This window comes from Mesorhizobium sp. A623, assembly GCF_054489405.1.
Window position 1 is genome coordinate 22557 of the sequence record NZ_JBTMXB010000007.1, and the last position, 16230, is coordinate 38786.

At 63.5% G+C, this 16230-nt stretch carries 15 protein-coding genes and 1 pseudogene; 13 read left to right on the forward strand and 3 right to left on the reverse strand.

Annotation, left to right across the window (positions count from 1 at the left end; all coding sequences use genetic code 11):
* The first annotated feature begins 51 nt into the window (after positions 1 to 51).
* Positions 52 to 2382: a response regulator gene (locus ACX3P1_RS09200; protein ID WP_459079270.1), complete on the forward strand. Its 2331-nt coding sequence runs from the start codon at positions 52 to 54 to the stop codon at positions 2380 to 2382.
* A gap of 384 nt (positions 2383 to 2766) precedes the next feature.
* Here ACX3P1_RS09200 and ACX3P1_RS09205 read toward each other — a convergent pair.
* From ACX3P1_RS09205 to ispG, 3 genes and pseudogenes are all read right to left on the reverse strand, one after another.
* Positions 2767 to 3180 (reverse strand): annotated as a pseudogene (locus tag ACX3P1_RS09205) (class I SAM-dependent methyltransferase); the annotation flags it as partial.
* 9 nt (positions 3181 to 3189) lie between these two features.
* Positions 3190 to 4041: a transglycosylase SLT domain-containing protein gene (locus ACX3P1_RS09210; RefSeq protein WP_459079271.1), complete on the reverse strand. Its 852-nt coding sequence runs from the start codon at positions 4039 to 4041 to the stop codon at positions 3190 to 3192.
* A gap of 3 nt (positions 4042 to 4044) precedes the next feature.
* Positions 4045 to 5298 carry a flavodoxin-dependent (E)-4-hydroxy-3-methylbut-2-enyl-diphosphate synthase gene (gene ispG / locus ACX3P1_RS09215; protein WP_459079447.1) on the reverse strand — a complete coding sequence of 418 codons (1254 nt, stop codon included), beginning with the start codon at positions 5296 to 5298 and terminating at the stop codon, positions 4045 to 4047.
* A 254-nt stretch (positions 5299 to 5552) separates the two neighbouring features.
* Between ispG and msrB the strand changes: the two genes are divergently transcribed.
* The 12 genes from msrB (at position 5553) to ACX3P1_RS09275 (ending at position 16229) form a co-directional block, all read left to right on the forward strand.
* Positions 5553 to 6002, forward strand: a complete 450-nt coding sequence (gene msrB, locus ACX3P1_RS09220) for a peptide-methionine (R)-S-oxide reductase MsrB (protein ID WP_459079272.1) — start codon at positions 5553 to 5555, stop codon at positions 6000 to 6002.
* Entirely contained in the window at positions 5999 to 6508 is a 510-nt protein-coding gene (gene msrA, locus ACX3P1_RS09225) for a peptide-methionine (S)-S-oxide reductase MsrA (protein ID WP_459079273.1), read from the forward strand. The genes msrB and msrA overlap by 4 nt, the downstream gene beginning before the upstream one ends.
* 241 nt (positions 6509 to 6749) lie before the next feature.
* The gene (rsfS, locus tag ACX3P1_RS09230; RefSeq protein ID WP_459079274.1) at positions 6750 to 7127 is read left to right on the forward strand and encodes a ribosome silencing factor; all 378 of its coding nucleotides are present in this window, start codon (positions 6750 to 6752) and stop codon (positions 7125 to 7127) included.
* Between the two features lie 28 nt (positions 7128 to 7155).
* Positions 7156 to 7638 (forward strand): 23S rRNA (pseudouridine(1915)-N(3))-methyltransferase RlmH, encoded by a 483-nt coding sequence (rlmH, locus tag ACX3P1_RS09235; protein ID WP_459079275.1) that lies wholly within the window; start codon positions 7156 to 7158, stop codon positions 7636 to 7638.
* A gap of 125 nt (positions 7639 to 7763) precedes the next feature.
* Positions 7764 to 9125, forward strand: coding sequence for a murein hydrolase activator EnvC family protein (locus ACX3P1_RS09240; RefSeq protein ID WP_459079276.1), 1362 nt, complete (start codon positions 7764 to 7766; stop codon positions 9123 to 9125).
* 2 nt (positions 9126 to 9127) lie between these two features.
* Positions 9128 to 10453, forward strand: a complete 1326-nt coding sequence (locus ACX3P1_RS09245; RefSeq protein WP_459079277.1) for a S41 family peptidase — start codon at positions 9128 to 9130, stop codon at positions 10451 to 10453.
* Positions 10454 to 10593: 140 nt separating this feature from the next.
* Positions 10594 to 11763: a divergent polysaccharide deacetylase family protein gene (locus tag ACX3P1_RS09250; protein ID WP_459079278.1), complete on the forward strand. Its 1170-nt coding sequence runs from the start codon at positions 10594 to 10596 to the stop codon at positions 11761 to 11763.
* A 3-nt stretch (positions 11764 to 11766) separates the two neighbouring features.
* The gene (locus ACX3P1_RS09255; protein ID WP_459079279.1) at positions 11767 to 12327 is read left to right on the forward strand and encodes an RNA pyrophosphohydrolase; all 561 of its coding nucleotides are present in this window, start codon (positions 11767 to 11769) and stop codon (positions 12325 to 12327) included.
* Positions 12328 to 12535: 208 nt separating this feature from the next.
* Positions 12536 to 13669, forward strand: coding sequence for an alanine racemase (gene alr / locus ACX3P1_RS09260; RefSeq protein WP_459079280.1), 1134 nt, complete (start codon positions 12536 to 12538; stop codon positions 13667 to 13669).
* Between the two features lie 275 nt (positions 13670 to 13944).
* Positions 13945 to 14358 (forward strand): nucleoside diphosphate kinase regulator, encoded by a 414-nt coding sequence (gene rnk / locus ACX3P1_RS09265; RefSeq protein WP_459079281.1) that lies wholly within the window; start codon positions 13945 to 13947, stop codon positions 14356 to 14358.
* The gene (locus ACX3P1_RS09270; RefSeq protein WP_459079282.1) at positions 14355 to 14924 is read left to right on the forward strand and encodes a nucleoside-diphosphate kinase; all 570 of its coding nucleotides are present in this window, start codon (positions 14355 to 14357) and stop codon (positions 14922 to 14924) included. The genes rnk and ACX3P1_RS09270 overlap by 4 nt, the downstream gene beginning before the upstream one ends.
* Positions 14925 to 14972: 48 nt before the next feature.
* A complete protein-coding gene (locus tag ACX3P1_RS09275) occupies positions 14973 to 16229 on the forward strand; it encodes a D-amino acid dehydrogenase (RefSeq protein ID WP_459079283.1) in 1257 nt (418 codons plus the stop codon).
* The last annotated feature ends 1 nt before the right edge of the window (position 16230 follow it).

A 16230-nucleotide genomic window follows, 5' to 3' on the forward strand; every position in this document is an offset into this window, starting at 1 on the left:
AGAGCGTAATCCCGGCCATTAAAAATGGTGCGTATGGGTTTGGGGTTGCGCATGCGGGAATATTCTTCGTTAATCCGGTCCATCCGGATAAGGTATGTATCGGGTCTTCTGATCCTTGCGCTGTCGGTTGCCGCCGGCATCTTCCTGCTCAATCAGGCGAGTTCGTACCGTCATCAGGTCGATCGGTTGGGCGGCCACATGGTGAAATTCTCCGGGGATCTCAACGAGGCGTCCAATTTCGCCGAATCCGCCTCTACTTCATGGCGGGCCGATACAAGTGAAGAACTGGCCAAATCCGCGACGGCTCACGCCGACCGCCTGGTCGAGGATATACAAATCCTGTCGGACCAACTCCATGCCATCAATCCACGGCTCGACAAGAGCACGACCAGCGAACTGACATCCGCCTCGGTCAACGGCTATTTGCTGTGGTCGGCGCGCGACATGGTGCGAAACCTCAATCTGATGGCGTCGGCAGGCAGCGTTGTCGATTTCCATGCCCACGATATCAGCAACCAGAACAGCCTTTTCGCCCAGCCGATGCTGATCCGCGCCCGGACCGCCATCGACAACGAGCGGCGTCTTGCCGATGCGCATAGCGACAGGCTTCTGGCTTGGGGAACGCTGGTGCTGGCGTTTGCGCTGGCAATCGTTGCGCTGTGGATATTCAGGCCGATGGAAATGGCGATCCGCCGCGCCTTCGCCGAATCCGCCGAATCGTTGTTCAAGGCCGAAGCGGCCGACCGCGCCAAGTCGGAATTCCTGGCCAATATGAGCCATGAGATCAGGACGCCGATGAACGGCGTTCTCGGCATGGCCGAACTGCTCGCCAAGACCGAGCTGAATTCGAGGCAAAAGACGTTCACCGATGTCATCGTCAAGTCGGGCAATGCGCTTTTGACGATCATCAACGACATTCTCGACTTCTCCAAGATCAATGCCGGCCAGCTTACGCTCGATCCGGGGCCGTTCTGCCTGGTGGAAGCGGTCGAGGATGTCGCCACCCTTGTCTCGGCCCGCGTGGCGGAAAAGAACCTCGAACTCATCGTTCGCGTCGATCCGCATCTTCCCGCCTTCGTGGTCGGCGATGCCGGGCGCTTCCGGCAAATCATCACCAACCTGCTCGGCAATGCCGTCAAGTTCACCGAAAAGGGCCATGTGCTGATCGACGTAAGCGGCGAAGTCGTCGATGGCGCGATCCAGATGAAGGTAAGGGTCGAGGATACGGGCATCGGCATCCCGGCCGAAAAGCTGCACAGCGTGTTCGAGAAATTCGCGCAGGTGGACGGTTCCTCCACGCGCCGCCACGAAGGCACGGGCCTCGGCCTCGCCATCAGCGCCCGGCTGATCGATCTGATGGGCGGCAAGATCGGCGTCGAGAGCGAAATCGGGCGCGGATCGGTCTTCTGGTTCACCCTGTCCCTGGCTGTCGATAAAAAGCAGGTACGCGATGAGATCGTGCCGGTGGACGTGACCGGCGCGCGGGTGCTGGTCATCGACGACAATCCCGTCAACCGCAACATCCTGCTCGAACAGTTGCGCGGCTGGGGTTTCGATTGCGCCGCCGCCGAAAGCGGCGCGGTCGGGCTTGCCTTCCTGCACCGGGCCGTCGAACTCGGGGCGTCGGTCGATTGCATCATCCTAGACTACCAGATGCCGGGAATGAACGGCGCCGATGTCGCCAAGGCGATCAGCGGCGACAGCAGGCTGTCGGCCATCCCGGTGGTGCTGCTGACCTCGGTCGACCAGGTCGATTTCGGCAAGCTGATCGTGGATTTCGGCATCGCCGCCTATCTGACCAAGCCGGCACGCTCGGCCGTGCTGCTCGGCACGGTCATTTCGTCCATCCAGAAGGCACGCGCCCAGATCGGCAAGGCGCACTTCGTGCGCGAGCCGGCGGCCAGTCCGAAACCGGCAATCCCGGCCTTTACCGTCATTCGCTCGGCGCCGCAGCCGGTTCCCGACGCATCGCCGCTAAGCGCAAATGGGCCGGTCGATATCCTCATCGCCGAGGACAACGAGATCAACCAACTCGTCTTCGGCCAGATCCTGAGCGGCCTCGGGCTGAGCTACCGGATCGCGGGGAACGGCCGCACTCTGGTCGAGATGTATCGGGCGCTGGCGCCCAAGCTGATCCTGATGGACGTCTCGATGCCGGAAATGAACGGCTACGAGGCCACCCGCGCCATTCGCGCCGACGAGGCGGGGGGCGGCAGGCGTATCCCGATCATCGGCGTGACGGCGCATGCGCTGAAGGGCGACCGCGACAAGTGCATCGAGGCCGGCATGGACGATTATTTGCCCAAGCCGGTGTCGCCCGACCGTCTCGGCGCCAAGATCGGCACCTGGCTCGGCGAGGCGGGGATGGCGAAGATCGCCTGAAGTTTCATTCGAGCATGATCGGGGCTGTAACGCTTGACTGAGCATCGGAATAATCCGAAAACCGGTAACCACTTTTCGGTCCGATGCTCTACTCAGGCGAGCCGCCCGATCGGGATAATCTCGGGCGACGTGTCGGCATAGGGCGCGCCGCGCCAGTCGCCCTTCCAGCCCAGCCTTGGCTGGAAACGCAATCTGCGATTGAGCCGAGAGCGTCCGCCGGGCGTCGGCGATCTCGTAAAATGTCCAGTAGGTGACAGCTTCCGCGCTGGCGCGGCGCACGTCGTTCCATGCCCTCACATCGCCATGGCGCGGGTGATGCAGCCGGCGTTGCGATTGTGCCGGCGTCCATTCCAGCCATTCCTGTTGCGCTGGATTGCGCGTGTCGAAAATGAAGCGGCCATCGGGGGAAAGGTGCAGGGCAATCGTCTCCAGCACCGATCGGCGGTCCTTTTTCGTCAGGAAAACCTGGAAGGCGTGGCCGGTCAGCACGACGAGATCGAAGGTGCGGCCAAGCCGCACGCTGCGCGCATCGGCCTCGATCCACTCGACCGTTCCGGGCCGCTTTCGCGCCACATCCAGCATCGCGGGGGCGGGATCCACGCCGGTAACCTGCCGTCCCTTAGCCAGCGCGGCAGCGAGCAGGCCGGTACCGCAACCAAGGTCGAGCACGGAGCCGGCCTCTTTCGCCAGGGCCACGCAATATTCGAAATCCGCGCCGCCCTCGTTTTCCAGATCGTAGAAGTCGACGAGTTCGGCATCGTGATAGAGCTTGTCGGGGTGCAATTGCTCGTGATCCATAAGGCCTCCTTACCGGTTGCGCATCACCACGCAGGCCCCGCCTATGCTGCGCAACTTCTGGCAGATGTCGCCGGCACCCGCGCGGCTGTCGACCCCGATACGCACCGCATAGACGCCGCGCCGGCCGATCGGCGTGCGCACGCGGCTTACCACCGGCTCGTACGCGCCGAGTAACGCGTGGAACCGGCCCTGCACGCGCTGCCATTGCCTGATCGCCGCTGATCGCCGGAAATTGCCGGCCACCTGCACGCCCCAAGGCTTGATGTTGATATTGGCCATTGCCACCGTTTGCGACATGATCGTCGGCAGGCTGCGGCAGGCTACCGAAAACGTCTTCTTCGCATCGAGCGGGCGGATGGTGCCCATATGAGCGCGGTCGGTGAAATTGTCGGCCGGCTCGCCCATCACGTCGAGCACATAGTCCTCGGTTTCCAGCGGCAGGAAGCCGCCGCTTGCCAGCCAGCGCGAAACCCGGCTTTCGCCGGCATTGTAGGCGGCTGCCGCCAGGCCGAGATTGCCGAAGCCGGTTTTCAGTTCGCCAAGGTAGCGGGCCGATGCAGGGATCGCCTGCTCGATGTCGAATGAATTGGCCAGGCCGCGCATTTTGGCCGTGCCGGGCATGAATTGCGCAATGCCCTCCGCACCGACGGGGCTGACCGCATTGGGGTCGAAGCGGCTTTCCTTCCAGATCAGCCGGGCGAAGAAATCCCTGGACAGGCCGTTTTGTTGCGCCTGCGCCTCGATCAGGTCGCAGGCGCGGCCGACCAGTTTCTGGCGTTCGGTCAGCGAGGGGCCGGCAACTGCGACGCTGGCCCAGATCGTGCAGACAGCAAGCACGCAGGCAGCGAACCGGCCCCGCATGCGCTATTCGGCGGCGGCTTGGCCGCCTTGCCCGAAGCGCTGCTCGATATAGGCGGCGACCATTTTTTCGAAATCTTTGGCGATGTTGGGGCCGCGCAGCGTTGCCGCCTTCTTGCCGTCGACGAATACGGGAGCCGTCGGCGTCTCGCCGGTGCCGGGCAGTGAAATGCCGATATCGGCGTGCTTGGACTCGCCGGGGCCGTTGACGATGCAGCCCATGACCGCGACCTTGAGGTTTTCCACGCCGGGATATTTTTCGCGCCACACCGGCATGTTCTTGCGCAAATCTTCCTGGATGTTCTGCGCCAGTTCCTGGAACACGGTCGAGGTGGTGCGGCCGCAGCCGGGGCAGGCCGCGACGATCGGCACGAACTGCCGGAAACCCATGGTCTGCAACAATTCCTGCGAAACCTGCACTTCGCGGGTGCGGTCGCCGTTCGGCTCCGGCGTCAGCGAGATGCGGATGGTGTCGCCGATGCCCTGCTGCAGCAAGATGCCCATGGCGGCGGACGAGGCGACGATGCCCTTCGAGCCCATGCCGGCTTCGGTGAGGCCGAGATGCAGCGCATGGTTGGAGCGCGTCGCAAGCTCGGTATAAACGGCGATCAGGTCCTGTACGCCGCTGACCTTGGCGGACAGGATTATTTTTTCACGCGCGAGGCCGATTTCTTCCGCCATTTCGGCCGAGAGAATGGCCGACTGCACGATGGCCTCGCGCATTACCTGTTGGGCGGTCAGCGGAAAGCCTCGTTCCTGGTTCTGGTCCATCAACCGGGTCAGCAGCTCCTGGTCGAGCGAGCCCCAGTTGACGCCGATGCGCACCGGCTTGTCATGCCGGATCGCCATTTCGACGATGTCGGAAAATTGCCGGTCGCGCTTGTCCTTGAAGCCGACATTGCCCGGATTGATGCGGTATTTGGCCAGGGCCTCGGCGCAGGCCGGATGGTCGGCAAGCAGCTTGTGGCCGATATAGTGGAAGTCGCCGACCAGCGGCACATCGATGTTGAGCCGTTGAAGCCGTTCGCGGATTTTCGGCACGGCAGCGGCACTCTCGTCGCGATCGACGGTAATGCGCACGATTTCCGAGCCGGCGCGGTGAAGCGCCGCGACCTGGGCTACGGTTCGGTCGATATCGGCGGTGTCGGTATTGGTCATGGACTGCACCACGACCGGCGCGCCGCCGCCGACCAGGACGCCGCCGACATCGACGCCGACCGAGGTCCGGCGCGGGAAGGGGGAGGAAAAATATCCGGTCATGCCGGTCGTCGCCTCATACTGGTTGCGAAGCGCCGCGCCTGTCGGCGCAGGGGCCGCCTGTACGCGTTCGGCCATGAGGTGGAGGACGATCACTGTCTTGTCAATGCCGGAACGGGCACGGCGCGGAAATCTTGACCTGCGCCGCTGTCGCACCGGGAGGCCGGACCGGGCAGGGCGTACGCCGTTCAAATAGGGTGGACACGCGGCCATGGAATACCCATTTTAGGGGAAATCAAACGCCGATGGAGACAAGTATGGCCGACTACCGCAAGACGGCGGAAGCCGTTTCCGCCCTTTCACCCGAACAATATCGCGTCACCCAGCAGAACGGCACCGAGCGGCCGGGAACCGGCGAATATCTGAACAACGAAAAGCCGGGCATCTATGTCGACATCGTATCAGGCGAGCCGCTGTTCGCATCGGCCGACAAGTTCGAATCCCATTGCGGCTGGCCGAGCTTCACCAAGCCGATCGAGCCGGCCCATGTTAGCGAACTGACCGACGCCACGCTGGGCATGGTGCGCACCGAAGTGCGTTCTGCCCATGGCGACAGCCATTTGGGCCATGTCTTTCCCGATGGCCCGCAGGACAGAGGCGGGCTGCGCTATTGCATCAATTCGGCCTCGCTGCGCTTCGTTCCGCTTGAGGCGATGGAAGCCGAAGGCTACGCGGATTATGTCGATCAGGTGGAGGTGGTATCATGAGTGAGGAACGCGCGGTTCTGGCCGGCGGCTGTTTCTGGGGCATGCAGGATCTGGTGCGCCGCATGCCGGGTGTGATTTCCACGCGCGTCGGCTATAGCGGCGGCGACGTGCCGAATGCGACCTATCGCAATCACGGTAGCCATGCCGAGGCCATCGAGATCGTCTTCAATCCGGAAAAGACCAGCTTCCGCACGCTGCTGGAATTCTTCTTCCAGATCCACGACCCGTCGACGCCGAACCGGCAGGGCAACGACAGGGGTGCAAGCTATCGTTCCGCGATCTTCTATACCGATGAGGAACAGAAGCGGGTGGCGCTGGACACCATCGCCGATGTCGACGCGTCCGGGCTGTGGCCCGGCAAGGTGGTGACGGAAGTGACGCCGGTCAGCGATTTCTGGGAAGCCGAACCGGAGCACCAGGATTATCTCGAGCGCATTCCCGACGGCTACACCTGCCATTTCGTGCGCCCCGACTGGAAATTGCCGCGCCGGGCGAATGCCGCCTGAGTCGATGGCGAAACTGACCGGGCGTCAATCTGTGAGGTTTTCCAAGGCCATGCGGCCGTCGCCCTTCCTACGAAGGCGTTAGAGGTGGCGGCCGTGGGTTTCGTTAATGGCAGAGCCTGTCTTGAAACTGCAACGCGACTCTGCCTATTTAGAGCGTATCACCGCCTTTCATGGTGATCTGGTTGTTCTTGATGCGAAAGGAAAGACACTGAGAACAGCACTTCGGAAGAAGGCCGACATCATGCCTTCACCGGCCGGGATCAGCGTAAACGACGCCGCTTCCCGCGCCATCAATGTGGTTCTTGCCAGTCTCGAGGACTCCAAGGCCGAAAACATCGTCTCCATCGACATCCAGGGAAAATCGAGCCTCGGCGACTATATGGTCATCGCGTCGGGCCGGTCGCACCGTCATGTCGCGGCTGTCGCCGATCATCTCCTCAAGGCGCTGAAGGAGGCCGGTTTGGGCACCGCGCGCGTCGAGGGTCTGGCCGGCGCCGACTGGGTGCTGATCGATTCGGGCGACATCATCGTCCATATCTTCAGGCCCGAGGTTCGCGACTTCTACAATCTGGAAAAGATGTGGCAGACGCCGGATCTCGAGGAAGAGACGCTGCACTGACAAGCCGCAGCGTCTCGGCAGGGCCGGTATGAAGTTGATCGTCCATGCCGTGGGCCGGCTGAAGGCTGGCCCCGAGCGGGAATTGGCGGACCGCTATTTCGACCGCCTGGCAAAGAGCGGCCCGGCGGTCGGGATCGAATTCTCCGGCATAACGGAAATCGTGGAAAGCCGTGCCCAGACCGCGACCGAGCGCCGCCGCGAGGAGGGGCAGCGTCTGCAAGCGCATCTCCAGGCCGGTACGGCGCTGGTGCTGCTCGACGAGCGCGGCAAGAACTTGCCATCGGAAGAACTGGCGGGGCGCATCGGGCTGTTGCGCGACAGTGGCCGCAAGGCGATGCTGGTGGCGATTGGCGGTGCGGATGGCCATGACGCGTCGCTGCGCGACCAGGCGGAACTGGTGCTGTCCTTCGGCGCGCTGACCTGGCCGCACCAATTGGTGCGGGTGATGCTGGCCGAGCAGCTTTACCGGGTGACGACGATCCTTGCCGGGCATCCCTACCATCGATCGTGATTTTCTTGCGATTGGTCCCGACGCCCGGATTTTCGCCCCAATGGCGCGCATAACCGCTGAACGACCGGGCTTGGCGAACATGGTTGATGGTTCGTTAACGGTGCAGCCAATACAGTCGGCCTCGAATGTCTGAAGACGGAAAATCCAGTGTGGGCTTTTGGCGCGGCTGCGTTATTGCGGCGGCGTCCCTGCTTTTTGTGGGCCATGTAGTTGTAGGCCCTGTACAGGCGCAGGATGCGTCCGATGCCGCCCCGGACCCCGACCGGAGCCGGACGGAGTACGAAAGCGTCTCGCACGAGATTACCCTGTCGGCGGAGCGGATGGCCAGGCTTGCCGCCGACATCGCCACGGTCAAGAAGGACCATGCGTCGATCACGGCCGCCCTGATCCAGTCCGCCAAGACCGAGCAGAAGATCGGCCAGGACATCGAGGAAATCGCCGGCAAACTGGAAGGGTTGAAGGGCAAGGAGGCGATCATCCGCGCCTCGCTGGCCAAGCGCCGCGACGTGCTGGCCGAAGTGCTGGGCGCGCTGCAGCGCATGGGCCTCAATCCGCCGCCGGCGATCCTGGTGAAGCCCGAGGACGCGCTTTCGTCGGTGCGCAGCGCCATCCTGCTGGGCGCGGTCGTTCCGGAATTGCGGGCACAGACCGAAATCCTGGTTTCGGACCTCAAGGAATTGTCCAAGGTCACGGCTTCCATCGAGGCCGAGCGCCTCAGGCTGACCACGACGGTCGGCGAACAGGTGGCGGAAAAGCAGCGCCTGACCATGCTGCTCGCCGCCAAGCGGAAACTGGAGGCCGATACCGAATCGGCGCTGGCCGAAGAGAAGCAGAGGTCGCAAGATCTCGCGGCCAAGGCCAGAAGTCTCAAAGAATTGATCGCCTCGCTTGACGGCGAGGCCGAGCGAAGGCGCAAGGCGGACGATGCGGCAAGGGCTGCCGCCGAGAAAGCCCAGGCCGAGGCGACGACCGACCAGGAACGTGACGCCGCCAAGGCCGAACTGGCCTCGTTGCCCGTGCCGGAAGCCAACCGCCTTGCCGCTTCTGCGCCGTTTGCGGCCCTTAAAGGGCAGGTTTCCTTGCCGGTGACAGGCAAGATAAAGCGCCGCTTCGGCGCTAGCGACGGCAATGGCGCGGCCATGCTTGGCGACATGGTTGCGACACAATCGAGCGCCATCGTTACCGCGCCAGCGGATGGGAAAATTTTATATGCGGGGCCGTTCCGTTCTTACGGTCAACTCTTGATCCTTGATGCCGGCGACGGCTATCATGTCGTGTTGGCGGGAATGACCACATTGAATGTCGCGTCGGGCCAGTCCGTGCTCGCGGGAGAACCAATCGGCGCGATGGGCGAGGCAAGGGTGGCAAGCGCCACGGCTTCGTTGGATGAAAACAGTACGCCGGAACTCTATGTAGAGTTTCGCAAGGATGGAAAACCCGTCGATCCGGCCCCCTGGTGGGCGGACCGTCTCTCTGGAAGGACGTGAATATGCGGAAATTGTCGCTCTTGCTTGCCGGTGCCTTGATGGGCGCATCGGCCATGAGCCTCGTCTACGGCGCGCCCGGCTCGACGGCCAATGCGGCTGCTTCCGAGACCTACAAGCAACTGGCCATCTTCGGCGATATCTTCGAGCGGGTGCGGTCGCAATATGTGACGCCGCCCGACGACAAGGCGCTGGTGGAGAATGCCATCAACGGCATGCTGACCTCGCTTGACCCGCATTCGTCCTACATGAATGCGGAAGCGGCCCAGGACATGCGCGTCCAGACCAAGGGCGAATTCGGCGGCCTCGGCATCGAGGTCACGATGGAAGACGATTTGGTCAAGGTCATCACCCCGATCGACGATACGCCCGCCGCCAAGGCCGGCGTGCTGGCCGGCGACTTCATCGCCAAGATCGACGGCACCGAAGTTCGCGGCATGACGCTGAACGACGCGGTCGACAAGATGCGCGGCGCGGTGGCGACGCCGATCAAGCTGACCATCCTGCGCAAGGGCGCCGACAAGCCGATCGAACTGACGGTCGTGCGCGCCGTCATCAAGGTCAAGGCGGTGAAATACCGGGTCGAGAACGACATCGGCTACATGAAGATCACCTCGTTCACCGAAAAGACCTATGACGATCTGCAGAGCGCGATCAGCACGATCAAGAAGCAGATCCCCAAGGACAAGCTGAAGGGCTACGTGCTTGACCTGCGGCTCAATCCCGGCGGGTTGCTCGATCAGGCGGTGAGCGTGTCCGATACGTTCCTCGATCGTGGCGAAGTGGTTTCGACGCGCGGCCGCGATCCGAAGGACATCACCCGCTTCGACGCCCGGCCGGGCGACGATATCGACGGCAAGCCGCTGATCGTGCTCGTCAATGGCGGTTCGGCGAGCGCCTCCGAAATCGTGGCGGGCGCATTGCAGGATCTGAAGCGGGCCACCGTCGTCGGCACACAGTCCTTCGGCAAGGGTTCGGTGCAGACCATCATCCCGCTCGGCGAAAACGGTGCGTTGCGGCTGACGACGGCGCTTTATTACACGCCAGCTGGCAAATCGATCCAGGGCAAGGGCATTACCCCCGACATCAAGGTGGAGCAGCCGCTGCCGCCGGAACTGCAGGGACGCGACCTGACGCGTGGCGAATCCGACCTCAAGGGCCATATCAAGGGCGCTGACGAAAGCGACACCGGCTCGGGTTCGGCCGCCTATGTGCCGCCGGATCCCAAGGACGATCTGCAACTGATCTATGCCGAGGAACTGCTGCGCGGCCAGAAGACCGATCCGTCCTTTCCGCCCAATCCCGAAAAGGCGGTCATGAACAACCAATAGGCCGCCGGGCAATGGTGTCTGGCTGACCGATAGAAGCAATGCGATGCTGCCGGGGCTGAAAGGTTCCGGCAGTTTGATTCGCCATAGTTTGTTTCGGGGGGATCGCGGTTTGAATGGACGCTTGCTCCAAGGGGGGCGGCTTGGCTGACATCAAGGACATCGAACGGCCGCTCGGGCAGGCTGCCCGGCCGCAGCGAAGTTCGGTGCGGCTGCGCGCCGGCACCGTAGCTGCGGCGTTCGGCGTTTTGGCGGTCATTGGCGTTTCCGGCGCCATCGCGCTGCGGGAAAAGCCGTTTCGCAAGCCGGAAACCGTCGCCGTTTCGATTCCGGCCGTGGCAAGTCCGGTACAGTCGCCGGTAGCGACGGACGCCAAGCCGCCCGCCAAAGCCGCGCCGGCGCAACCGGACAGCGGGCCGAAGATCATTCATGTCGAGACAGAGGAAGGCGATGCGCCGCCGCGTGGCGCCATCGTCATTCACGATCCCTCGACCCTTGGCCAGAATCTGAGGGTAGCGCACCTTCCCGACAAGGCCCTGATCGAGGACAGCGCCACGGGACCGCTGCCGATCCGCAGCGCCGATGGAAGGCGTCCGTTCGATGTCTATGCAAGGCCGTGGTCGGGCAGCCGCGGGGCGCGGGTAGCCATTGTCATCGGCGGGCTTGCCGTTTCGCAGACGGGAACGCAGGCGGCCATCGCCAAACTGCCGGCGGAGGTGACGCTGGCCTTCGCGCCGCAGGGCAACTCGATCGGCCGCTGGATGCAGGAGGCGCGCCGGTTGGGTCATGAGATCGTCATGCAGGTGCCGCTGGAGCCGTTCGACTATCCGAACGTCAATCCCGGCCGCAACACGCTGACCATCGATGCCGGTGCGGACGAGAATTTGAAAAATCTGCTCTGGGCGCTGTCGCGGACCACCAACTACACCACCGTGATGAACTATATGGGCGCCCGGTTTTCCGCCGACAAAGCGGCCATGGAGCCGATCATGGCCGAACTTGGCAAGCGCGGCCTCGGCTATCTCGACGATGGCTCTTCGGCGCGCAGCGTGGCTCCGGAACTGGCCCTGAAGGACCGGGTGCCGCTGGCCGTCGCCGACACGGCAATCGATGCGGAGCAGGATCGCGGCGCAATCCTGAAGAAACTCGACGAACTGGAAGCGACGGCGCGCGCCAAGGGTTTTGCCGTCGGTACCGGTTCGGCCTTCGACGTGACCGTCGAAACCGTGACGGCATGGATTGCCGAGGCGAAGAAACGCGGCATCGAGATCGTGCCGATCTCGGCGGTAGCCAGCGACCCGGAAAAGGGGTGATCGGTGGGCAAGGACAAAGACAAAGCCCCCGACAAGGACAAGGCTAGGGGGGCCAAAAAAATCGATCCTGAAAGCCTGCCCTACCGTCCGTGCGTCGGCATCATGGTGCTCAACGCACAGGGGTTGGTCTGGGTCGGGCGTCGCATCGCCGAGCCGGACAGTGAGTTTTCCGGCGCGGTGAAGCTGTGGCAGATGCCGCAGGGCGGCATCGACAAGGGCGAAGAGCCGCTCGAGGCGGCACGCCGCGAAATCTTCGAGGAGACGGGCATGGAAAGCCTGACCCTGGTCGAGGAAGCGCCGGACTGGATAAATTACGACCTGCCGGCCGACCTCGTCGGCGTCGCGCTCAAGGGAAAATATCGCGGGCAGACGCAGAAATGGTTCGCCTTTCGCTTCGAGGGCGACGAGAGCGAAATCCGCAACAATCCGCCGCCGGCGGGCGAAAAAGCCGAGTTCGACGAATGGGCATGGCGGCCGATGGCCGACCTGACCAGCCTGATCGTTCCGTTCAAGCGCAAACTGTACGCCGAGGTCGTGGAAGCGTTCCGGCATCTCGCCCCGTAAGACCTGCCGGCTGGAGGCCTGGAGCAGGGTGCCAGCCTGACCGTTCAGGGGCAACGACGCTTCCGTGCGCTTTGCGGAGTCGGTCGCCCGTCTTTCGGAAGAATCTGCGAGTAAAGCCTGTCTTTGGCAAGGATCGTGCGTCCATCCCATGCTACAAGCATGGTTGCGTCGTTTGAACCAAGACAGGCGGAAGGAATCGGGTTTGGACATGAACCAGATTTTGATTAAAAACCCCATGGCGGACCAGCCGAGCATCGCTGCTGCCGGAGCGGTCCTGACCATCGATCTGGGCGCGATCCGCGAGAATTACCGGCGGCTGAAGGCGCAGTTGGGCGGTGTCGCCTGTGCCGGCGTGGTCAAGGCCGATGGCTACGGGCTAGGTGCCGCCGAAGTGGCGACCGCTCTTGCCGGGGAAGGCTGCGATACCTTTTTCGTCGCGCATCTGGACGAAGGCTTGGCGCTGCGCGGCGTGCTCGGGGCAAAACCGTCGATCTATGTGCTGAACGGCATCCTGCCCGGCGCGGAGATGGAAGCGGTGACTGCCGGCCTTGCGGCGGTGATCAACAGCACGGAGCAACTCGCCGGCTGGCGCGCGGCTGCGCAACGCGCGGCCAAGAAGCTGCCGGCGGCAATCCAGGTGGACAGCGGCATGTCACGGCTGGGCATGGCCCCTCGTGAAGTCGAGGCGGCGGCAGGCGATGCACGGGCGTTCGAGGGCCTCGATATCAGGCTGGTGATGAGCCATCTTGCCTGCGCCGACGAGCCCGAACACTCAGCCAATCGCGCCCAGTTGCAGGAATTCGAGCGGTTGCGCGCCATGCTGCCGGCGGCGCCCGCGTCGTTGGCCAATTCGTCGGGTATTTTCCTTGGTCCCGCCTATCATTTCGACCTGGCCCGGCCGGGGGCGGCGCTTTACGGCATCAATCCGACGCCCGCCTCGAAAAACCCGATGCTGCCGGTCGTGCGGCTGGAAGCGAAAGTGATCCAGACGCGCACGCTCGAAGCCGGGGCAGGCATCGGCTATGGCCATACCGTCGTCACCGACGGGCAGCTTCGGGTGGCGACGATCGCGCTGGGCTATGCCGACGGATGGCGTCGGCGCGCCATGGCTGCCGCGCATCTCGATGCCATAAGCCTGCCCTTTATCGGCCGGGTGTCGATGGATTCCATCATTCTCGACATTTCAGCCCTTCCGGAAGGTCGCCTGAAAGCCGGCGACTATGTGCAGATGATCGGCCCTTCGCAAACGCTGGACGAGGTTGCGGGTTTTTCCGGCACGATCGGCTACGAGGTGCTGACAAGCCTCGGTCATCGCTTCCATCGCCGCTACCTGGGCGCTTGACAAGGACCATCATGTCACCCACGTTCTTCCCTATGAGCAACCTTGCGCCCAGCCAGACTTTTTTCCGGGTATGCCCGATCGCGGGATCCTAGCCCCGGCTCGACCGCACATCGCGGCCGGGCGGTGCGGGGCCTTTTTTCCAGTAAGTTGACCATCCGAGCGCTTTCGCCTGAGGCGAGGCGCTCGTTCTCCATGAAACATCAATCCCGGACTTCGGTTCCGGGTGGCCGTCGACGCGCATCGCATGCGCCGCCGGACCTGAAGAGGACAATTCAATGCAAGAAGCGACCAAGCATCGCGCGCAACTCGATATCCTGGTGGGCGCGACCGATCACAACAGGCTGACCGGCCTGGCGCAAACGGCTCTCGACCGGGTGCCGGAGATTGCCGAAGACCTTTTGGCCGAAATGGATCGGGCGACGATCACCGACCCGGTGCCTGAAAATGTCGTGCGCATGGGCTCCAGCGTGATGTTCCGCAGCGGCGGCGAGGAAGCAAAGCGCATCACGCTCGTCTATCCCGGACAGGCGGACATTGCGCAAAACAAGATCTCGATCCTGACACCGCTCGGAACGGCGCTGATCGGTCTGGCTGCCGGTCAATCGGTGGTCTGGATCGCCCGCGACGGCAAGGAACGGGTGCTTGAGATCGCACAGGTCGAGCCTCCGGCAGCGGGGCTGGCGTCATGACAGGGAATGCGGAAGAGGCGCGCCGGCCCTGTTGCCTGACGACCAAGGATTTCTCCATCCTGGAGGCGATGCTGGAGCGTCGGATTGCCTCTGGCGATCCTATCCTTGCCCTGTTGCGGCAGAAACTGGCGGACGCAACCGTCGTTTCCGTCCTGTCGGTCGAGGCCGACGTGGCGACGCTGAACAGCCGGGTGATATTCCGGGTCGACGCAGGGGAGGCGGAAACACGCACGCTCGTGCAGCAGGACGCTCGCGGCCCGGTCGGCCTGAACCTGCCGGTAAGCACCATGCGCGGCCTGTCGATGCTGGGCATGTCCGAGGGAAACAAGGTGACGGTGGCGCGGCCGGGCGGCGGACGGGAAACCATCCTGATCGAGAAGGTCGTTTACCAGCCGGAGGCGGCGAAGCGAGGCATCGCTGCGCAGGAAGAGCCGCCTTTGCCGGCGGGACGGCCAGCACTTCGGCTGGTCCACAGTGCCCCGTCTGATGTCCAGCCCCTTGGCGAGAAGTGGAAAATACGGCAGACACGCCACGATGACGACGATCCGGGTCCGTCGGCAGCCTGACGGCCCCGGCCCATTAGATACCTGACGGCCCGGCAAGGAGAGTAGACGATGAAAGTATTGGTGCTGGGCGGCGGCGTGATCGGCGTGACCACGGCTTATTACCTGACCGAGGCAGGCCATGAGGTGACGGTGATCGACCGACAGCCCGGTCCGGCGCTTGAAACCAGCTTTGCCAATGCGGGCGAGGTGTCGCCCGGCTATTCTTCGCCCTGGGCGGGGCCCGGCGTGCCGGTGAAGGCGATCAAATGGCTGACGATGAAATACGGGCCGCTGGTCATCCGGCCTGCTCTCGACCTGAATATGTGGAGCTGGGTCTCCAAGATGCTGCGCAACTGCACGGCGGAGCGCTACGCGGTGAACAAATCGCGGATGGTGCCGATCGCCGAATACAGCCGCGATGTGCTGAAGGCGCTGAGGACCTCGACCAACATCGCCTATGACGACCGCGCCAAGGGCACGCTGCAGCTGTTCCGCAAGCAGTACCAGCTTGACGGGATCGGCGGCGATGTCGCGGTGCTCAAGCAGTATGGCGTGCCCTTCAACGTGCTCGACCAGGACGGCTGCATCGCCGCTGAGCCGGGCTTGGCTTCGGTGCGCGAAAAGTTTGTCGGCGGCCTGCAATTGCCGGGCGACGAGACCGGCGACTGCCAGATGTTCACCACGCGGCTGTCGGAGATCGCCGTCGCGGCGGGCGTCCGCTTCGAGTACGGCGTGACGCTGAATGCGATCCATACCGACAAGGGCCGCATCACCGGTTGCTCGACCAGCGCCGGCGAGAAGAAGGCGGACGCCTATGTCATGGCGATGGGCAGCTATTCGCCGATCTGGATGCGCAAGCTCGGCCAGCCTATCCCGGTCTATCCGATCAAGGGCTATTCGATCACCGTGCCGATCGTCAACGCCAAGGCAGCACCCGAATCGACGGTGATGGACGAAACCTACAAGATCGCCATCACAAGGCTTGGCGATCGCATCCGCGTCGGCGGCACCGCCGAGATCGCCGGCTACGATCTGTCGCTGCATCCGGGGCGGCGAAAGACGCTGGAACATTCCGTCGGCGATCTGTTCCCAGGTGCCGGCGACCTCGGTGCGGCCACCTTCTGGACCGGCTTGCGGCCGATGACGCCGGACGGCCCGCCCATCATCGGGGCGTCGAAATACCCGAACCTCTACCTCAACACGGGGCACGGCACGCTTGGCTGGACCATGGCGTGCGGCTCGGCGCGGGTGCTTTCCGACATCGTTTCCGGCCGCAAGCCGGATATCGACGCCAGCAAGCTCGGCCCGGAGCGCTACGCTTCCTGAT

Bases quoted from the DNA above. Each gene is read 5' to 3' on its own strand.
- ACX3P1_RS09200 (WP_459079270.1), top strand. From the start codon at position 52: ATGCGGGAATATTCTTCGTTAATCCGGTCCATCCGGATAAGGTATGTA.
- ACX3P1_RS09210 (WP_459079271.1), bottom strand. From the start codon at position 4,041: ATGCGGGGCCGGTTCGCTGCCTGCGTGCTTGCTGTCTGCACGATCTGG.
- ispG (WP_459079447.1), bottom strand. From the start codon at position 5,298: ATGACCGGATATTTTTCCTCCCCCTTCCCGCGCCGGACCTCGGTCGGC.
- msrB (WP_459079272.1), top strand. From the start codon at position 5,553: ATGGCCGACTACCGCAAGACGGCGGAAGCCGTTTCCGCCCTTTCACCC.
- msrA (WP_459079273.1), top strand. From the start codon at position 5,999: ATGAGTGAGGAACGCGCGGTTCTGGCCGGCGGCTGTTTCTGGGGCATG.
- rsfS (WP_459079274.1), top strand. From the start codon at position 6,750: ATGCCTTCACCGGCCGGGATCAGCGTAAACGACGCCGCTTCCCGCGCC.
- rlmH (WP_459079275.1), top strand. From the start codon at position 7,156: ATGAAGTTGATCGTCCATGCCGTGGGCCGGCTGAAGGCTGGCCCCGAG.
- ACX3P1_RS09240 (WP_459079276.1), top strand. From the start codon at position 7,764: ATGTCTGAAGACGGAAAATCCAGTGTGGGCTTTTGGCGCGGCTGCGTT.
- ACX3P1_RS09245 (WP_459079277.1), top strand. From the start codon at position 9,128: ATGCGGAAATTGTCGCTCTTGCTTGCCGGTGCCTTGATGGGCGCATCG.
- alr (WP_459079280.1), top strand. From the start codon at position 12,536: ATGAACCAGATTTTGATTAAAAACCCCATGGCGGACCAGCCGAGCATC.
- rnk (WP_459079281.1), top strand. From the start codon at position 13,945: ATGCAAGAAGCGACCAAGCATCGCGCGCAACTCGATATCCTGGTGGGC.
- ACX3P1_RS09270 (WP_459079282.1), top strand. From the start codon at position 14,355: ATGACAGGGAATGCGGAAGAGGCGCGCCGGCCCTGTTGCCTGACGACC.
- ACX3P1_RS09275 (WP_459079283.1), top strand. From the start codon at position 14,973: ATGAAAGTATTGGTGCTGGGCGGCGGCGTGATCGGCGTGACCACGGCT.